Raw genomic sequence first — 19,069 nt, 5'->3', positions numbered from 1 at the left:
TTGTACATTAGCGTACTGCTTAATTTGGTGACTTGACCTAAATTAGCCACCTTCGCGGCCGATCATTTAACACCCCGGCGGAATCCGTATAATTGGCAGCCGCGCTTAAGGTATCATGCAAATCCTCTTTACGTTGAACGAATGCACCCCAGGCGGGTTTCGTCGATTTTGTAAAAACACTCCGTAACTACCGCGGCCGGCCCGGCCATGCTGGGGCACAACCGGTGCGTACACCATAACCATTAATTTTTCACTTTCAAGTAGTAGTATGAAGCTTAACATCAACCAAACCATGCGCGGTTGCCTCTTGCCTCTTTTGCTCTTGCTCTTTACCGGTGCGCTCGCTGCGCAATCTCAGGTATCGGGCACGATCAAGGACGCTGAGTCTAGCGACCCCCTCATTGGTGCCAGTGTCTTCGTGACGGGTACCACTACCGGAACCGTCACCGATTTTGACGGTAATTATACCCTGAACGTGCCGGCGGGTGCCGAATCCCTTTCGGTTTCCTACACGGGATACTCAACTCAGGAGATCGCCATTAATGGGCAGACGGTCCTTAATATAGATTTGTCTGCCGGTGAGTTGCTGGACGAAGTCGTGGTCATTGGCTACGGTTCCGTTAAGAAGTCTGACCTTACCGGTGCCGTTGTGGCGCTTACGGAGGAGGACTTTAATTCTGGCGTCATTACTTCTCCCGAAGAACTCATTCAGGGCCGGGCTGCTGGCGTACAGATCACGCAAACCTCCGGTGAGCCGGGTGCTGGTGTGAATTTCCGTATTCGAGGTACCTCCTCGGTGCGGGCGAATAACAACCCCTTGTTCGTTATTGACGGGGTGCCACTTGCGAGTGAAGATGTATCCGCAAGTGCTAATGTAGGTGACTTTGGACAAGCTACCGCGCGTAACCCGCTCAACTTCCTTAACCCCAACGATATTGCCAGTATCGATATCCTCAAGGACGCCTCGGCTACGGCCATATACGGGTCCCGTGGTGCTAACGGCGTAGTCCTTATTACAACCAAAAAGGGTGATTCTGGCGGTGGCCGTTTGGATTATAACGTCTCCGTCGGCGTAGCCAACATCTCTAAACGTTTCGATCTACTGAATGCCGATGAATACCTAGGTGCGATTCGGGATTTGAACGGTCAGGATGCCGCCGACGATCTGAACATGGGGGCAAACACTGACTGGCAGGACGAAATTTTCCGTACGGGTATTACCCAGACTCATAGCCTCGGATTCGGTGCGGGCGATGATAACGGTAATTACCGGTTTTCGGCCTCCTACATGGACCAGGAGGGTATAGTTAAAGACTCCGGACTTAAGCGGACGACGGGGCGCTTTAACGGTTCCCGTCGCTTCATCAACGACCGGCTTACCATCGGTACCCAGATTACGATCTCCGACATCCGGGACGATAACGTACCCATCACGCGGAACGCCGGAGCTGGTGGGGACTTGCTCGGTGCGGTGCTAAAATCTAACCCTACTAACCCGGTCTTTAATCCGGATGGTACGCCATTTCAGCCACTGGACAATACTGAACCTAGCCCTACCGCTATTCTGGCGTACTACGAAGGTTTTACCCAAACGCTACGGGGGTTGGCTAACATTTCGGCCGAACTTGAAATTGTCGATGGGCTTAAATTCAAGACGGTTTACGGACTGGACCGTTCTAACTCTTCCCGTACCGATGCCATTTCGCCCTTGCTGAACTCGCAGGGAGTAGCTGGGAGCGGTCGTTTGAGTAACAGCGACGTCACCGTAGAAAATACGCTATGGGAAAATTACTTTACGTACGATCGGGACTTCGGAGCCATATCATTCAACGGCCTCGTTGGGTATTCCTACCAAGAATTCTCCCGTAGTGGAAGATTCAATACGCTGGGTGATTTTCAGACTGATGACCTGAGTACCATCATCAATAATCAAGCATCGGCGGAGATCGTATCCCAGGGCAACTCCTTCAACAACATCAACGAGCTGCAGTCATACTACACCCGTTTGAGCTTAGACATCAACGACAAATTCTTGGTGACGGCAACGGTTCGGGCGGATGGATCCACCCGATTTGGTTCTGAGAATCGTTACGGTTACTTCCCTTCCTTTGCCGCTAAGTGGCGCTTATTGGAGGAAGACTTCGTTCCTGATTTCTTCTCAACCCTCGGACTGCGGGTCGGCTACGGTGTTACGGGCAACCAGGAGTTTGGCAACAACCTATTCAGACGAGCTAACCGCTACTCCGACGTAAATATCGACGCAAATGGTAACATCAATGATTCTCGCTTTGAAATTGTTGGTGCTCGTAACCCTGCCCTCAAATGGGAATCTACCAGTCAGTTGAACGCCGGTATTGATTTTGGTTTCAACAACAACCGCGTAAGTGGTAGTATCGATTACTACAAGAAGAATACTAATGATTTGCTGATCCTGTCCGTATTCGCTCAGCCGGCGGACGTACCATTCATATTTCGTAATCTTGATGCCAACGTAATTAACGAAGGTGTCGAGTTAGCACTTGATTTGGTGGCGGTCGATAAGGAAAACTTTGGTTGGGACATCAACTTCAATGTTGGTTACAATAATAATGTTGTTAGGGACCTCGATGGTACCTACGACACCGGTGAGATTAACGGTCAGGGACTAACGGGGGCCTTTGCTCAGCGAATTGCCGAGGGGCAACCGCTTTATTCGTTCTACTTGCGCGAGTTTGTTGGTTTTTCCGAAGATGGCAACCGGCAACTTTACGCGAACGGTGATGTCCAGGGTTTCGTGGGGGCAAGTCCACTGCCTAATTTGACGGGTGGTCTTACCAACCGTTTCACTTTCGGTAATCTTGACCTAAGCATCTTCTTCGCCGGTCAGTTCGGTCAGTACGTGTACTCCAATACGGCTAATGCTTACTTTACTCAGGGAGCACTCAATAACGGACGTAACGTAACTCGCGACGTAGTTGGTAACGGAGAAGGTACCCTTAACTCTCCCGACGTGTCAACTAGATTCTTGGAGAAAGCCGACTTCGTCCGCTTACAGAACGCTTCCTTGGGCTACACCGTGCCCGTCGGTTCCGGTGTATTGAACAGTTTGCGATTTACGCTAACTGGTCAGAACCTCTTCGTACTTACTGGTTACAGCGGGCAGGACCCAGAAGTGAGCGTTGGAAAGTCACTCAACGGCGTACCGTCGGCGGGAATCGATTCCAATACTTACCCACGCGCCCGTACTATCATTCTGGGGCTAAATGCCTCTTTCTAACCCAATTGTCCTAGTGTTGACACTATAGAGTAGAGATGTGTAATTATTTGTAAAACCCTATTGAGCGGATTTATGTAGTTAGAGGTACACATCACTACTTTATTGTCGATTAAACATAATATTAATGAAAATCAACTATCTAAAAAAGGGGGTGGCATTCTGCCTCGCCTTCTCCATGGTGGGCCTCTTCAGTTGTACTGATTTGGAGGCTATCGAAAGCGACTCTGATTTTGATCAGGAGGTGGGCGGAATTGTAATGCCCGACAATCCAACTGAACTCGTAGAGGCGGCTTACAATAACTTGGCCATCTTCACCGAGCAGAACAACGTCTACTCGCTCTACCAGCATACTTCGGATGAGATGATTCCTCCCACCCGTGGAGTCGATTGGGGTGATAACGGCGTATGGCGAACGCTACACGCTCACACTTGGGATGCAACGCACGCTCACGTACTCACCGCGTGGAACGATATGAACCAACGCCTTTTCGCAACACAGGTAATACTTGCCGCTAATCCCTCCGTAGAGCAGCGGGCGGATGCGCTTTTCCTTCAGGGTTTTTACACGCATAAAGTGTTGGACCTTTACGGAGTAGTCCCTTTTCGGGAGTTCAACGACGGCGTAGATGATTTGCCACGGGTTATCTCCCGCGCCGAAGCTATCGACCAAGCCATTGCTAACGTTGAGGAGGCACTACCAGGCTTGCCATCGCTCGCTCCGGGTGAAAACTTTACCGGTAGCAAAGCTGCTGCAAATCTACTGCTGACGCAGTTGTACCTGAACCGCGCGGTATATAAGGCAGACAACCCTGCGGGACCATACTCCTTCAACAATGACGATCTGATGAAAGTCGTTGAATATGCTGATGCTATTGCCGAAGATGGCTATAAGGTCGACAGTAACTACTTCAGCATTTTTGAGGCTGGTACAAACAGTGAGGCCATTTTATATAGCAACAACGGTACCCCTCAGAATCGGTGGTTCATGACGCTTCACTACAACAACAATCCATCCGGTTGGAATGGCTTTGCTTCTATCGCCGAACTTTACGACAGCTTTGAAGAAGGTGACCCGCGTTTTGGCACGGAAGCCGAACCGGACGGAACTGAGTTTTCCGGAATCGGAACGGGCTTTCTACAGGGACAGCAAGTTGGCGATGACGGTCAGAATTTAACTACCCGTAATGGTGCCCCATTGGTCTTTACTGATGATGTTTCATTGGCGGGCGCAGCTGAGGGTGCCGGTGTTCGGGTGATCAAATATCACCCCGGCCGTTCCGATAAGTACATCATGATGCGTTATTCGGAAGCTATGTTGAACAAAGCCGAGGCATTGTTCCGGATGGGTAACACTGCTGATGCACTTGCGGTAATCAACGGAATGCGTACCGCACGTGGTGGCCCGCAACTGGCTAACCTTGATGAAGCAGAGATGCTTGATGAGCGTGCTCGGGAAATGTACTGGGAAATGACGCGCCGTTCGGATCAAATTCGTTTCGGTACTTTCACCGGCGAAGGCAGCACTTGGACGGGTAAGCCAGACCAATCTGATGACTCTCGCGTCCTGTTCCCAATTCCGCAGCAGGCACTCGATTCCAACCCAAACTTGACTCAGAATGAAGGATACTAAATCCTTTTGAATCATTTAACGCTGACGTCATTGGGAATTTATCCATAACAATGATTTGAATTGATTAATACGCAAGAGCGAGCAGCCCGTCTGTTCGCTCTTGCTAATTTTACCCCTATGCTCAGATCGATTTCTCCACTGCTGTTCTTTTTGGCGCTGACGCAGGTGCTGGGTGCTGGTTGTAGGGGCAAGGATACTGGGCAAGTTGATTCCGCTGGTGGCCCACCGATTTTCGAGTTGACTAAATCGGCGGAGACTGGGTTTGACTTTACAAATTCCGTCACCAACGACGATGACCTAAATATCTTTAACTACCGTAATTTCTACAACGGCGGCGGCGTCGGCTTGATCGACATCAATAATGATGGCCTTCCGGAGATATTTATGTCCGCCAATCTGGGGCCGAATAAACTCTTTTTGAATAAAGGAAACTTTGAGTTTGAAGATATTTCCGTGAAAGCAGGAATTGAACTACCCGAAAAGTGGAGCACTGGCGTAGCGGTGGTCGACATCAACGCCGATGGATTTCTCGACATCTACGTCTGTAACGCCGGCTTCCGGAAAGGCGCTGACCAGAAAAATAGCTTGTTCTTAAATAATCGGGACAATACCTTTCGCGAAGCGGCTGCCGAATACGGTCTGGATGAGTCCGGGTACACTACCCACGCCGCGTTCGTAGATTATGACCTCGACGGTGATCTTGACGTCTACCTACTCAACAACTCCTTCATCCCGGTCAACAACCTTAATTTCAGTAACGACCGGGAACGCTACGCCGAGGATTGGAACGTCAAAAACTTCCTGAAGGGTGGGGGAGATAAACTGATGCGCAATGATGGCGGAACATTTACCGATTTTTCCGAGGAAGCCGGCATCTACGGCAGCCTGATCGGCTTCGGACTCGGTATTACCGTGGGCGACGTGAACGGTGACCTGTACCCCGATTTCTATATTTCCAATGACTTCTACGAGCGCGATTATTTATACATCAACAATCAGGATGGAACTTTCACCGAGGATGTAGAAGGGCGGACCCAACACATTAGCTTGGCTTCCATGGGGGCGGATATGGCGGACCTGAATAACGACGGATCACCAGAGATCTTCGTCACCGAAATGCTGCCCGAAAGTGATTACCGGCGCAAAACCACCGTTCAGTTCGAAGATGTCAATATCAACCAACTAAAACAGCGGCGGGGATTTTACAACCAGTACATGCACAACACGCTGCAACTCAATGATGGTCGGGGCAACTTCCGCGAAGTTGCTCAGTACAGCGGCGTGGAGGCGACGGATTGGAGCTGGGGTGCCCTGCTTTTTGACGCCGATAATGATGGCCTCCGGGATATATACGTCTCTAACGGTATCTACCACAGCCTGACCAACCAAGATTTTATCGATTTTTTCTCGAATGACGTCGCGCGGCGGATGGTGCTGACGGGAAAGAAAGAAGAAGTGGACAAAGTGATCGAACGCATGCCATCGGAACCGTTGCCAAACAGGCTTTTCCGCAATGCCGGAGATATGCGGTTTGATGATGCGACCGTAGTCTGGGGCGTAGACGAACCTTCTTTTTCTAACGGAGCCGCCTACGGTGATTTAGACGATGATGGTGACTTAGACCTAGTGGTCAACAACGTTAACCAACCAGCTTTCCTTTTTCGTAACCAAGCCAGTCAATTGGGAGCTGGTAACGTACGGGTGCGGCTGCGCGGTAAGGGAGACAACACCTTCGCCGTTGGCGCTAAGGTATTTTTGGAAGGAAGTGGTACCAATCAAATGGCTGAACTCATTCCAACGCGCGGCTTCCAGTCGAGCATGGACTACGGGATTGTCTTCGGTATTCCTCCGGGAGAAGCTCCCGATAGTATTCGGGTATGTTGGCCCGACCGAACCGTATCCGTCCTCGGCATTCCGGACTCTGGTACGACGTTACTGGTGGACCAAAACACGGCTTCCAATCAACCTTACCTGGCACCCGCGACGCGCCAGCTAGTCCCGTACTCAGTCGGGGCGACCCCGCAAAGCATCAAGCAGACTTTATTAAAGGAAGAAGTTAATGTCCCCTTCGCGGCACACGAGGAAGAAAACTATTTCGACCTGCTGAATGAAGGACTCGTTATCCGCTCACTGACCCAGGAAGGCCCCTACGCGGCGGTTGGTGACGTAAATGGGGACGGTCTCGACGATGTTTTCGTCGGTGGCGCACGCAACCAAGCCGCGCAGTTATACCTGCAGGCGTCTGGTGGCGAATTGGTGCTGAAAGAGCAGCCGGTCTTCAAGCAAGTAGCCCAGACGGAAGACATCGGTGCGGCATTTTTCGATGCGGACGGAGATGGTGACCTGGACCTGTACGTTGGGTCCGGAGGTAATTTTGACCGGGTGAACGCGACGTATTTGAACGATAAACTGTACTTCAACGACGGTGAGGGAAATTTTAGCTTCCGGTCCGGAGCCCTGCCCCGCTTCGGCCTTAATACCTCAGTAGTTCTTCCGTTAGATTTTGACGAGGATGGAGACCTGGACCTCTTCATCGGCACCCGGAGTATGCCCCAGAACTACGCCGCCCCCGCCCCCAGCGCGTTGCTGGAGAATGACGGAACCGGCAAATACAGTAACGTAACGGCGAAAAAAGCCAGAATTTTCGCAACGCTGGGTATGGTGACCGACGCAAAATGGTCCGTGCTGGCGGGGAATGAACGCGCGTTAATCACTACGGCGGAGTGGGGCAGCCCCCGTATTCTTACTTTCAACGGAAGTGTTTTTGCGGAGCAAACGAGTAGTCTGAACGAACTACGCGGCTGGTGGTACGCGGTGGAAGCGGCCGATCTCGATGGGGATGGGGACCAGGACTTGATCCTGGGTAACGTGGGCGAAAATTTCTACTTCAACGTGAGCAAGGATGCACCGGCAAAATTGTGGGTCGGAGACTTCGACGGGAACGGCACGACCGAAAAAATCATCACGACGACAATTGAGGGGAGAGATATGCCCGTGCCCATGAAGCGAGACCTAACCGGGCAGGTCAATAGCCTGAAAAAAGAAAGTTTGCAACATGCGGTGTACGCTAAAAAATCCATCCAGGAGCTCTTTAAAAAGTCAGTGCTCGAGAAGGCCATCGTCTACGTGGCCGATTATTTTCCATCGGTCATTGCTTACAACGACGGCGACTACAACTTCACCGTTGAGCAACTACCCACCGACGTACAACTCTCCTGCGTTTGTGGCATTGCCTGCACGGACGTGAATGGTGACGGGCGGATCGATCTCGTCATGGCCGGAAACGAGAGTGGTTTCCGACCCCAATTTTCACGCCTGGACGCTTCGTTCGGCCACGTCTTACTGAATACCGAACAAGGGTTCGAGTACGTACCGAACGCAGAAAGTGGCCTGAGTATCCGGGGCGACGTAAAATCGATTACCGAGCTAACACTGAACGGCCGTCGCTACTTACTAGCGACGGTGAATGACGAGCGGCCCCGGCTTTTTGAGATTAGCCGGACACTTCAATAACGTGGGCAACGCAAGTTTGCGGAAAGATCAATGAATTATGCACAACAAGCTGCTGCTGTTAATTGCCCCCCTGCTGGTGACGGTGGTCTTGAGTTGCGGAAGCCCGGCAACTCAGGTCACCAGTGATGTTCCTCAGCTATTCACGTTACTCAAAGGTGACAAAACGAGACTGACCTTTAATAACCAACCGGAATTGACGGCGGAGTTTAATGTATTTAACTACATGTACTTCTACAACGGTGGTGGTCTGGCGGCGGGGGATTTTAATCAGGATGGCCTGGTCGATTTATACTTCACCTCCAACCAGGGGGCAAATAGGATGTACCTCAACGAAGGGGAATTGAAATTCCGGGAAATTACCGAACAAGCCGGCGTTGCTGGCTTGCCGGGGTGGACGACGGGGGCTTCCGTCGTTGATATTAATCAGGACGGGCTACTGGATATATACGTTAATCAAGTCAGCGGATATTTAATGCTCACGGGGCAAAATCAACTCTACGTTTGCCAGGGACTCGTGGACGGTGTGCCAACGTATAAAGACGAAGCGGCCGCCTACGGCCTCGACTTCGCCAGCCTCGGTACCCAGGCTGCCTTTTTCGACTATGACCTGGACGGCGACCTCGATATGTACCAGCTCAACCACTCCCTGCACCAGAACGGTACTTTTGGTAAGCGCACGGGCAAACTCAAGGAGGCCAACCCGCTAACGGGCGACCGACTGATGCGCAATGACGATGGTAAATTCATCAACGTCACGGAAGCCGCTGGGATTTACAGTAGCGTGATCGGGTACGGCCTGGGCTTAGCTACTGGCGACCTCAACAACGACGGCTGGCCGGATATTTACGTAGGGAATGATTTCCACGAGAATGATTACCTGTACCTGAACAACCAGGATGGCACCTTTCGGGAGGTGCTGACGGAGATGATGCAGCACACGAGCCGTTTTTCGATGGGCGTAGATATTGCCGATATTAATAATGATGGCCTACGGGAAGTGTTTTCGTTGGATATGCTGCCGGAGGATCCGCAGATTCTGAAGAGCTCACTTGGCGAAGATGGGTTTGACGTGTTTAAGTTCAAGCTCGGCTTTGGGTACAATCCCCAGTTTTCACGCAACACGCTTCAGCTAAACAACGGGGACGGAAGCTTCAGTGAAATTGGGGCTTTCGCTGGCGTAGAGGCGTCGGACTGGTCGTGGGGCTCTTTGTTTTTTGATTTTGACCACGATGGTCTGCGCGACCTGTTCATCAGTAACGGTATTCCGCGGCGGATGAACGATATCGACTACATCAACTTCAAGACCAATACGGATCTGCAATTCCGGGAAGAGTACAATGACATACGCGACTCGGAGTTAGCTTTTATCGATAAGATGCCCGAAATCAAGTTAAAAAATAAATTTTACCGGAATCAGGGCAATCTGCGCTTCGCGGACCTTAGCGAGGGAATTGCCGGCGGGGACATTTCCTACTCCAGTAGCGCCGTCTACGTTGACCTGGACAACGATGGCGACCTCGACGTGGTAACCAACAATATCGACGATACGCCTTACCTGTACCGAAATGAGTACCAGAAAAACGCGGATTCGAGTGATAAAGGAAGTGCGTGGCTGAAGATCGAGGTGCGAGGTTCCGAGAAAAATCGGGATGGCGTCGGCTCAGTGGCAATCGTTTTTGCCGGAGACGAACGGATGGTCTACGACTATTTTCCTACCCGGGGGTATCAATCTAGCGTTCAGGCCCCGTTGCTGATTAGCCTGGGCGATCCTGACTTAGTGGATTCGGTGCTTTTTGTCTTTCCGGACCGGCGGTACCGGGTGCTCGACCTAGTAGCCGTCGATACGACAATTACGGTAGCTTACAGTGCTTCATTGCCTAAGTACAAAATCCCCGTACTCCCGATAGCTATCGGGACCGCGCAAACGCCAGACCGCCCAGTCTTCGAGGACATAACGGCGCGGTCGGGTATCGACTTCATGCACGTTGAGAACGCTTTCGTCGATTTTACGCGTGAACCGCTGATGCCGAACATGGCTTCAACGGAAGGTCCCGCACTAGCCGTCGGGGACGTAAATGGGGATGGGCGCGAAGATTTTTACGTCGGCTCTTCTAAGCGTAACCGCTCTGCGCTTTACCTACAAAACCCTGACCTTACTTTCCGCCTGGCTACGCCGGAAGTAATAGTACTGGATTCCGTTTACGAAGACGTCGACGCCGCCTTCGCCGATCTGGATGGTGACGGTGATCTCGACCTGGTGGTGGCCGCCGGTGGTAACGAATATTTCGCCAATCAAGAGCCGCGCACGCAGCGCATCTACTGGAACGACGGACGGGGAGATTTTACCAAATACGTCATTCCCGAGCTATTCATGACGGCCTCGTGCGTAGTTCCCGGGGACGTGAACGGGGATGGGCTAATCGACTTATTCTTCGGCGGCCGCGTCGTTCCGCGCTTTTATGGCCAGATCCCGGACTCGTATCTATTAATCAACGTGGGTAACGGGAAGTTTGCGGACGCAACGGAGGCGTGGTCCGCGGACCTGAAAAAGGCCGGCTTCGTTAAAGATGGACGGTGGGCCGATACGGATGCGGATGGAGACCTGGATTTGATAATTGCCGCCGAATGGGCGCCCATCACCATCTACGAGAATCAGGGCGACCGGTTACAAAAGCAGACGGTTGGCCAGCTCCACGGTTGGTGGAATACGGTCGAAGCCGCCGACCTCGATGGTGACGGTGACCTCGATATACTGGCCGGTAACCTCGGTCTAAACAATAAACTAAAACCGACGGAAGCACGACCGCTGGAAATGTACGTGAACGACTTCGACGGTAATGGCCAGCCGGAGCAGGTGCTCACTTACTACGTAAAGGACCGGAAGATCCCCTTCGCAAGCCACGCCGAACTGATCAAACAACTACCGAGCTTGAAGAAGAAATACCTTTTTGCGCAAGAGATGGCGGGGGCAACGCTGGAAGACATGTTTGGTGCCGATAACCTGGCGCAAGCCGACAAGTTTTTGGTCAATACCCTGGCGAGTTACGCATTCATGAACAACGGCGACGGCATCTTTACGCCAAACTTGCTCCCGGACCGCGCGCAGTTTTCCGCGCTACAGGCTTTCTGTCCGTTGGGCGCGGACGCAGGTGCGGGGAGTAGTTGGTTGAGCGGGGGCAATTTTCTGGGGTCGAACATCGAAATGGGTTGGTACGACGCAAGCTTCGTCTCCACTCTCCATTTTGACGGGCGGGGTGGGGCGGAAGCGATGCCACTTGCTGGTCTACGGATTGGCGGAGAAGTCCGGGCAATCAAAGCCATTCGCCTGGGCCAAACCAGTGGCTACCTAGTCGCCCGTAGCGGGGGAGCGCTGAAACTTTTGACTATTCAACCACCGGGGAGTGGAGGGCTGACGGTAACGACGGATTGACTTTGCAATCGAGCGGTGTAGTGAAGCGGACGAAAAGAATTCTGCTTCCGTAATTTATCCGACAGAAAGTAATTTCAAAATTAACTAACGGTGGGGTAGGGGGTAACCGTCTTCTTGGTGTCCCATCATTACCAACGGCAGTTGATGTATCCGCCGATACCAATCTGCGCAGTAGTTAATATATTTTCAGTCCCTTCACCAAATAGCGTACACCATGTCTACCGAAGCTAAAATTACCCTGCTTAACCAGTTCTCCGTATTTGATTGTTTGAACGGTACGGAAAAAAATCAACTCGCCGACGCGATGGAATTTCGCAAGAAGCCTCGCTACTCGGTCATCTACCAGCCGGGAGACAACAGCGATTACCTCTACTTACTCTCCAAAGGGGCCATCAAGATCAGCACCCACAACAGCGAAGGTAAGGAGGTCATTAAACAACTCATTCACCCGGAAGCTATTTTCGGTGAGCTCGCCCTCGTAGGAGAATCTACCCGTAACGAGACCGCACAGTCCCTTAAGGAAGAAATTCAGTACTGTACGATCCGCATCGCGGATTTCCAGCGCATTCTCGCTCTGAATACCACGCTTAACCAGCAGCTCCTCATGCTCTTCGGGCAACGGATGATGGCGGCAGAAACGAAACTGGAGAACTTAATCTTTAAAGATGCTCGGAGCCGTATCGTCAGCTTCCTCCACGAAGTAGTTACGAAGCGTGGCCGCCGCGTGGGCTACGAGATGCTCTTGAAGCACAGCCTTACCCATCAGGACATTGCCAACATTACCTGCACCAGCCGCCAAACCGTGACCCTTGTACTCAACGAACTCCGCAAGGAGAATCTGATCTACTTCAACCGTGGTCGCATTCTCGTTCGCGACATGGACGTACTCCAGGCGAACGCAGCTTGATGCTAGCTACTCGTTGCTAATTGGTTTAGAATAAGTAAATTTTTGAATCCCCACCGTCACATTTTGGCGGTGGGGATTTTTTGAGCATAAGCTACCTATGGCATCTGTCGTGCCGTTGACGGTAAATTTGAGACCGAACGATCATAACGCGGAGCGACAGGCCACGGCTGGAGAACCTCCGGCTATCTTTGGGCTAACAACACTACGAAAATATGATGAAAAAGCTTTTTTTGCTGAGCTTAGTTGCCTTGCTGTTCGTGGCCTGCTACTCTTTTCGGGGGATATCAATCCCCGATGGAGTAGAGTCGGCTTATATACCCATTTACTTGGATAACGCCATCGGTGCTCCACCGACTTTACACCAGGACATGACCGAAGAGCTCCGTAATAAGGTGCGCGATGAAGCGCGCCTGACTATCGTAGAGTCAAACCCCGATATCCAGTTGGAAGGTACGCTGGTTGACTTTAGAGTATCTGCGGAAGGTGCCCGACCGGGTGACCAAACGAGTGCGATCGCCGCGCTCAACCGACTTACTATCGTAGTCGCTATCAGTTACACGAACCTACTTGACGAATCGGGGGAGGATAAGTGGAAGCAAAACTTCTCCCAATTTTTTGATTTCCCCGCTTCACAAACCTTAGCCTCCGTGCAGGACGAGGCAATAGAAGAGATCGTGAACGACATCAACGAAAAGATCTTTAATAAGGCATTTGCGGAAGAGTGGTGAGCAACTGCCCCCCGTAACCCAGTAGCGGTAGTATTAACAAAGCCCCGTACCAAGTGACATGGTGCGGGGCTTTGTGTAATCTTGAAACTGAACGAAGAAGCTTATTCTCCCGCCGCTTCCTTTTCGGGAGCTGAAGCTGGAGCTGCTTGCTTATCGGCTGCTGCTGCTGCTGCAATTTCCTCCTTATTTTCAGTTGCTGCGGCGGCGGCGGCTTTGCTAGCGGCTAATTCTTTTTTAGCCTTGATGTCCGCGTCCTTTTTCTTCTGAGCGTCCGTCTTCTTCCGCTTCTTGGGCTGAATCATGACGTTCATGCGGCGCTTCTCCATGGTAGGCATGGTTTCCGCCGATCCGACGTCCTCCAATTCTTTCATGAAACGAAGCAACAGCAATTCACCGCGATCTTTGAATACAATAGTACGACCGCGAAAGTGGACGTACGCCTTCACCTTCGAGCCTTCTTCAAGAAACTCGCGGGCGTGGCGCAGCTTGAATTCAAAGTCGTGTTCACCCGTGTTGGGGCCAAACCGTACTTCTTTGACGACGGTCTGTACCGTGTTCGCTTTGAGTTCTTTGTCCCGTTGCTTTTGCTGGTACAAGAATTTCTTGTAGTCAATGAGCTTGACGACGGGCGGACTCGCTTTCGGGCTAATTTCAACGAGATCAAGCTCGGCGGCGCGCGCCCACTTGTTTGCTTGGCGGGTATCGTAGACCTCACCGGCTTTGAATGTCTCACCAATGCCTGCGGCAATGGTGTCCACGTTGTCGCCCACGAGGCGAATTTCCGGAACTCGGATCATGTCGTTGATGCGGTGTTTCGGTGCCGTGTCTTCACGGACGAAGCTGCGTTTGCGGCCGCCGCCTTTTCTCCTACCCAATATTTTGGTATTTGATGAATAAATTGGAACGTTGGCTCAATTATCACCAGAGGTTCCTTGTAAAATGGTGTACAAAGTAAAGTCCTGACGGCCCGCAATGTTTGCTGTACGCCGAACACGAAGCTTAAAATTAAGACGAGCCGGGCATTTTGTTGCCCGACTCGTAATATTTTCTCGGTATCTCAGATGCACGAAGCCTGAAGTTGATGGAGGGCGGCGGCAAATTAGCCACTACCGCCGCATCGATTCGCGAGCGTATTCCTGCGCAAGCCTACTCCTCAGCACTTACCGCTTCGTTAGCCGTAATTGCCAGACCGTCCGCCTCCTCGTTCATCACGGCTACCAGTTTGGCACCCGCTTCCGGGTTATTGTTCAGAATGAATTCGGCGAGCGGGTCCTCAATGTATTTCTGGATCGCGCGGTGTAGCGGTCGGGCACCGAATTGAGGGTCGAATCCCTTTTCGGCGACAAACTTCTTGGCGGCTTCGTCCAGTTCGAGGGTGAACTCGAGTCCGGTAAGTCGCTTGTACAGATCGGCGAGTGCAATGTCGATGATCTTGAAGATCTCTTCCTGGCCGAGGCTATTGAAGATGACGATATCATCGATCCGGTTAAGGAATTCGGGAGAGAAAGTCCGCTTCAACGCGCTGTTGATGACTGACTTGCTGTTCTCCTCTTGATTCTCCTGACGCGCCTTGGTAGCGAAACCAACACCCTGACCAAAGTCTTTCAACTGGCGAACACCGATGTTGGAAGTCATGATGATCATGGTGTTCTTGAAGTCGACCTTGCGACCCATTCCGTCGGTGAGCTGCCCGTCATCCAGTACCTGGAGCAAGATGTTATATACATCCGGGTGAGCCTTCTCGATCTCGTCGAGTAGGATAACACTGTAGGGCTTTCGGCGAACTTTCTCGGTCAGCTGACCACCTTCTTCGTAGCCAACGTATCCCGGAGGCGCACCGATCAGGCGGCTGACGGAAAATTTCTCCATGTATTCGGACATATCGATACGAATCAAACTGTCCTCACTGTCGAAAATGTACTTCGTCAACACCTTGGCGAGCTCCGTCTTACCCACACCCGTGGGGCCGAGGAAGATGAAAGTACCAATCGGCTTGCTCGGGTCCTTCAGGCCAACGCGGTTACGTTGAATGGCCTTGGTAACCTTCTCAATGGCGTTGTCCTGCCCGATCACCGCACCTTTGAGGTCGTCGGCCATACCAACCAGCTTTTTGCTCTCGTTCTGAGCGACCCGGTTGACGGGGATGCCCGTCATCATGGAGACGACTTCGGCAATATCCTCTTCGTTAACGGGGTAACGGCGGGTTTTGGATTCTTCTTCCCACGCTACTTTAGCTTCTTCGAGGGAGCGCTGCAGTTTACTTTCTTGGTCGCGTAGATCGGCAGCTTTTTCGTACTGCTGATTCTTGACGGCAGCGTTCTTCTGCTCGCGGACCTCTTCGATCTTGGCTTCCGCCTCCTCGATGTTTTCGGGGACGCTAATGTTTTTGATGTGCGTCCGGGCTCCGACTTCGTCGAGCACATCGATGGCTTTGTCCGGAAGGAACCGATCGGTGATGTACCGGTCGGAAAACTTCACGCAGGCTTCGATTGCATCATCCGAATAGATCACGCTGTGGAAATCTTCGTACTTCGTTTTGATATTTTGGAGAATGTGAACTGCTTCTTCGGCGCTCGGCGGGTTAACGAGCACTTTCTGAAAACGACGGTCGAGAGCGCCGTCTTTTTCAATGTGCTGGCGGTACTCGTCGAGCGTGGAAGCACCAATGCATTGAAGTTCGCCGCGGGCTAGTGCTGGCTTGAAGATATTACTGGCGTCTAGTGAGCCCGTAGCACCTCCGGCGCCGACAATTGTGTGGATCTCGTCGATGAATAAAATCACGTCGCGGCTCTTCTCGAGCTCGGTCATGATTGCTTTCATCCGCTCTTCGAACTGCCCGCGGTACTTCGTGCCGGCCACGAGAGCGGCGAGGTCGAGCATCACGAGGCGCTTGCCAAATAGCGTCCGGCTAACGCGCTTCTCCTTGATGCGGAGTGCGAGACCTTCCACAATGGCCGTTTTACCGACACCGGGCTCACCGATCAGGATCGGATTATTCTTTTTACGTCGGCTCAGGATCTGACTGACGCGTTCGATTTCCGTTTCCCGGCCGATGATGGGGTCGAGACGGTTTTCTTCGGCGAGCGTGGTGATGTCACGGCCAAAATTGTCGAGGACGGGGGTGCGGCTCTTGTTGTTGCCGCCGCCTTTGCGCTGGCCACCGCCGCCGCTCATGCCACCACGGCCCTGGTCGTCGTCTTCGTACTGGTCGCCGTCGTCGGGCGCCTGGTTGGTGGGAAGTTCGAGTTCTTCCGAAAAGTCTTTTTCGTCTTTCACGTAGTCTAGTTCTGCTTTGTAAATGTCGTACTCCACTTCGAACTGACGCAAGATTTTCGCTGCGGGTAATTCCTTGTTGCGGAGGATCGACAGGATTAAATGCTCGGGGCTAACGGTGGTCGTTTTGAGCGCTTTAGCTTCCAGAAAGGTCACTTTGAGCACCCGGTCGGCTTTGTCGTTCAGGGGGAGTTGGGAAATGGAGTGGCCGCTTTTTTGGCCACCGTTGCGTTGCACGTTTTCGCGGATCGTATCCTTGAGCGCGTCGCTATCAACGCCGAGATTGCGCAGCACGCGGTTAGCCAGCGTATTGGGCATACTCAGTACGCCGAGCAAAAGGTGTTCCGGGCCCACGTAAGCGTGGCCCATCTTCTCAGCCTCCATTTTGCCCCGGGCCATGGCCTTTTTAATGTCGGAATTGAACTCCCGTTGACTTGGATTAGGCATACTGATAAATTTTGGGGTAATGTAGATAAAGTGGCCCCGTTTTTGGGCGCGGCCGCGGGTGCGAAGTAGGTTAGCGAGAGAGCAAAAGAGATTGGACGTAAAGACCGGCACTTCCGCAGCCCCTCCCATTCATACTGACCCCTAAAGTAAATCCTTTATTGGAATAACCATGCCACCGACCCGCCTGACAAATAATCCTGACAAAAGGCCGGCAATACTGGCTTGGACGTTACTACCGATTTCGCACGGTATTGAAAACGGGAAAACGCAAAATTAGTTGGGAGAAATCATATCGTTTAGCCGACTAACAATGTACTTACAGGCCAATCTGTGTTGGAATCTAGTCGGTGGTTGCCCGGAAGGTAATCACCTCCCGATTTGTAACTACATTTGCGCAAAATACCAGCAACATGAAATTTAGCATCGACAAGAAGGAACGGTACACCCTCATTAAGCCCGAAGAAGAAAACCTCAATTCCGCCGTTGCACCCCAGTTGAAATCTGAGTTTGTCATTCTTGCGAACGAGGGCATCAACAACCTGATCTTGGATTTGAGTTCCTGTAAGTACGTCGATAGCTCCGGACTGAGCGCGATTCTGACGGCCCGCCGGCTGTGGTCTAACCTCGGTACCTTCGTCGTCACCGGCGTCGACCACCCGGCCGTAAAGCGTTTGGTGGAGATTTCCAAGGTCGATTCCGTACTCACGATTCTTCCGACCGTTTCCGAGAGCTCCGACTTTATTATGATGGAAGAGCTACAACGCGACCTGGCTTCCGACGGTCCGGCCGAGGATAACGAATAGGTTGAAATGTTCGCTCGATACCGAGTAGGCCCGCGTTCACTCCGCGCGACGGGCACCCCGATAACTGCGTATGAAATTCGAAGTGACCATCCTGGGGACTGCGGGCGCCGTTCCCTCCCACGGGCGTTTCTGTTCGGGTGTTGTCCTGCGCACCGAGACCACCGATATTCTTATTGACTGTGGGGAAGGCACTCAGATGCAGCTGCAGAATGCGGGCATCGGAATGGGCAAATGCAAACTCATATTAATCACCCACCTCCACGGAGATCACTACTTTGGTCTGCCCGGGTTGCTCTCCAGCCTCGCCCTCAGTGGCCGGACGGAACCCTTGCTCATCATAAGCCCCCTGCACCTGCGGCCGCGCATCAATGCGCTTTTTGAACTGGACCGCTACCCGATGCCGTACGCGGTAACTTTTCAGACTTATTTAGCAACGGAATTTGCGCCCGTTGTAACGATAGACGATCTGGAGGTTTTTGCCTTCCCGTTGCAACACCGCACACCAACCAATGGCTACCTAGTCCGGGAAGCCGTTCGTCAGCCCAACATCATCAAGGACAGAGTTGCGCGGTACGCCATCCCCTGGCAAGACATCGCCGCGATCAAGGCTGGTGCCGATTATACTACGCCGGCTGGCGAGCTAATTCAAAACGACGAACTTATCGTGGCCCCCGCGCCGCCGCGCAGCTTCGCTTACTGCTCCGACACCATCTATTTTCCTGAATTAGCTGACTACGTGAAAGGCGTCGATTTACTGTATCACGAGGCCACTTTTTTAGCGGATATGGAGGCGGACGCCCGCAAAAAAGGCCACGCTACCGCCGCCCAGGCCGCCACCATTGCCCGCGACGCTGGGGCGGGGCAACTCGTGATGGGGCACTTCAGTAGCCGCTATTCGGACGTGAGTGCGCACCAGGAGGAGGCGCGTGCCATTTTTCCGAATAGTTTTGCGGCGCGCGATTTGAATCAGTTCGGGGTTTCTTTTGTGGGGCGCGGGATCTGAAAAGCTCGGATGCCGCGTGAATCGGTTAAACTTTGGCACCCGTCACAAACCGGCTGATTGTGGATGTTTACGATGACTA

Annotated in this window: 10 protein-coding genes; 8 read left to right on the top strand and 2 right to left on the bottom strand. The window is 52.3% G+C overall.

Annotation, left to right across the window (positions count from 1 at the left end; translation table 11 throughout):
• Window positions 1-268 precede the first annotated feature (268 nt).
• From GGR27_RS04125 to lptE, 6 genes are all read left to right on the top strand, one after another.
• Complete coding sequence (locus tag GGR27_RS04125) at window positions 269-3,256, top strand: SusC/RagA family TonB-linked outer membrane protein (RefSeq protein WP_209037870.1); 2,988 nt, start codon at window positions 269-271, stop codon at window positions 3,254-3,256.
• A 124-nt stretch (window positions 3,257-3,380) separates the two neighbouring features.
• Complete coding sequence (locus GGR27_RS04120; RefSeq protein WP_168036109.1) at window positions 3,381-4,886, top strand: RagB/SusD family nutrient uptake outer membrane protein; 1,506 nt, start codon at window positions 3,381-3,383, stop codon at window positions 4,884-4,886.
• A 117-nt stretch (window positions 4,887-5,003) separates the two neighbouring features.
• Entirely contained in the window at window positions 5,004-8,399 is a 3,396-nt protein-coding gene (locus GGR27_RS04115; RefSeq protein WP_168036108.1) for a VCBS repeat-containing protein, read from the top strand.
• Between the two features lie 37 nt (window positions 8,400-8,436).
• Entirely contained in the window at window positions 8,437-11,829 is a 3,393-nt protein-coding gene (locus GGR27_RS04110; protein ID WP_168036107.1) for a VCBS repeat-containing protein, read from the top strand.
• A gap of 214 nt (window positions 11,830-12,043) precedes the next feature.
• Entirely contained in the window at window positions 12,044-12,736 is a 693-nt protein-coding gene (locus GGR27_RS04105; protein ID WP_168036106.1) for a Crp/Fnr family transcriptional regulator, read from the top strand.
• A 212-nt stretch (window positions 12,737-12,948) separates the two neighbouring features.
• On the top strand, window positions 12,949-13,464 hold the full coding sequence (gene lptE / locus GGR27_RS04100) for an LPS assembly lipoprotein LptE (RefSeq protein ID WP_168036105.1): 516 nt from the start codon (window positions 12,949-12,951) through the stop codon (window positions 13,462-13,464).
• Between the two features lie 101 nt (window positions 13,465-13,565).
• On the opposite strand, the gene infC is transcribed toward lptE, so the two are convergent.
• Both infC and GGR27_RS04090 read right to left on the bottom strand, forming a co-directional pair.
• Window positions 13,566-14,339 carry a translation initiation factor IF-3 gene (gene infC, locus GGR27_RS04095; RefSeq protein WP_209037869.1) on the bottom strand — a complete coding sequence of 258 codons (774 nt, stop codon included), beginning with the start codon at window positions 14,337-14,339 and terminating at the stop codon, window positions 13,566-13,568.
• A gap of 271 nt (window positions 14,340-14,610) precedes the next feature.
• Window positions 14,611-17,184 (bottom strand): ATP-dependent Clp protease ATP-binding subunit, encoded by a 2,574-nt coding sequence (locus GGR27_RS04090; protein ID WP_168036104.1) that lies wholly within the window; start codon window positions 17,182-17,184, stop codon window positions 14,611-14,613.
• 410 nt (window positions 17,185-17,594) lie between these two features.
• On the opposite strand from GGR27_RS04090, the gene GGR27_RS04085 reads away from it, so the two are divergent.
• Together GGR27_RS04085 and GGR27_RS04080 are read left to right on the top strand one after the other, a co-directional pair.
• Window positions 17,595-17,987: an STAS domain-containing protein gene (locus tag GGR27_RS04085; protein ID WP_168036103.1), complete on the top strand. Its 393-nt coding sequence runs from the start codon at window positions 17,595-17,597 to the stop codon at window positions 17,985-17,987.
• Window positions 17,988-18,057: 70 nt separating this feature from the next.
• Window positions 18,058-18,990 (top strand): ribonuclease Z, encoded by a 933-nt coding sequence (locus GGR27_RS04080; RefSeq protein ID WP_168036102.1) that lies wholly within the window; start codon window positions 18,058-18,060, stop codon window positions 18,988-18,990.
• Window positions 18,991-19,069 lie beyond the last annotated feature (79 nt).

Source organism: Neolewinella antarctica, assembly GCF_011927835.1.
In the GTDB taxonomy this organism is placed as follows: Bacteria; Bacteroidota; Bacteroidia; order Chitinophagales; family Saprospiraceae; genus Neolewinella; species Neolewinella antarctica.
This window is presented reverse-complemented; position numbering and strand designations above follow the sequence as displayed.

Bases quoted from the DNA above. Each gene is read 5' to 3' on its own strand.
- GGR27_RS04080 (WP_168036102.1), top strand. From the start codon at position 18,058: ATGAAATTCGAAGTGACCATCCTGGGGACTGCGGGCGCCGTTCCCTCC.
- GGR27_RS04115 (WP_168036108.1), top strand. From the start codon at position 5,004: ATGCTCAGATCGATTTCTCCACTGCTGTTCTTTTTGGCGCTGACGCAG.
- GGR27_RS04090 (WP_168036104.1), bottom strand. From the start codon at position 17,184: ATGCCTAATCCAAGTCAACGGGAGTTCAATTCCGACATTAAAAAGGCC.
- GGR27_RS04085 (WP_168036103.1), top strand. From the start codon at position 17,595: ATGAAATTTAGCATCGACAAGAAGGAACGGTACACCCTCATTAAGCCC.
- GGR27_RS04105 (WP_168036106.1), top strand. From the start codon at position 12,044: ATGTCTACCGAAGCTAAAATTACCCTGCTTAACCAGTTCTCCGTATTT.
- GGR27_RS04125 (WP_209037870.1), top strand. From the start codon at position 269: ATGAAGCTTAACATCAACCAAACCATGCGCGGTTGCCTCTTGCCTCTT.
- GGR27_RS04110 (WP_168036107.1), top strand. From the start codon at position 8,437: ATGCACAACAAGCTGCTGCTGTTAATTGCCCCCCTGCTGGTGACGGTG.
- GGR27_RS04120 (WP_168036109.1), top strand. From the start codon at position 3,381: ATGAAAATCAACTATCTAAAAAAGGGGGTGGCATTCTGCCTCGCCTTC.
- lptE (WP_168036105.1), top strand. From the start codon at position 12,949: ATGATGAAAAAGCTTTTTTTGCTGAGCTTAGTTGCCTTGCTGTTCGTG.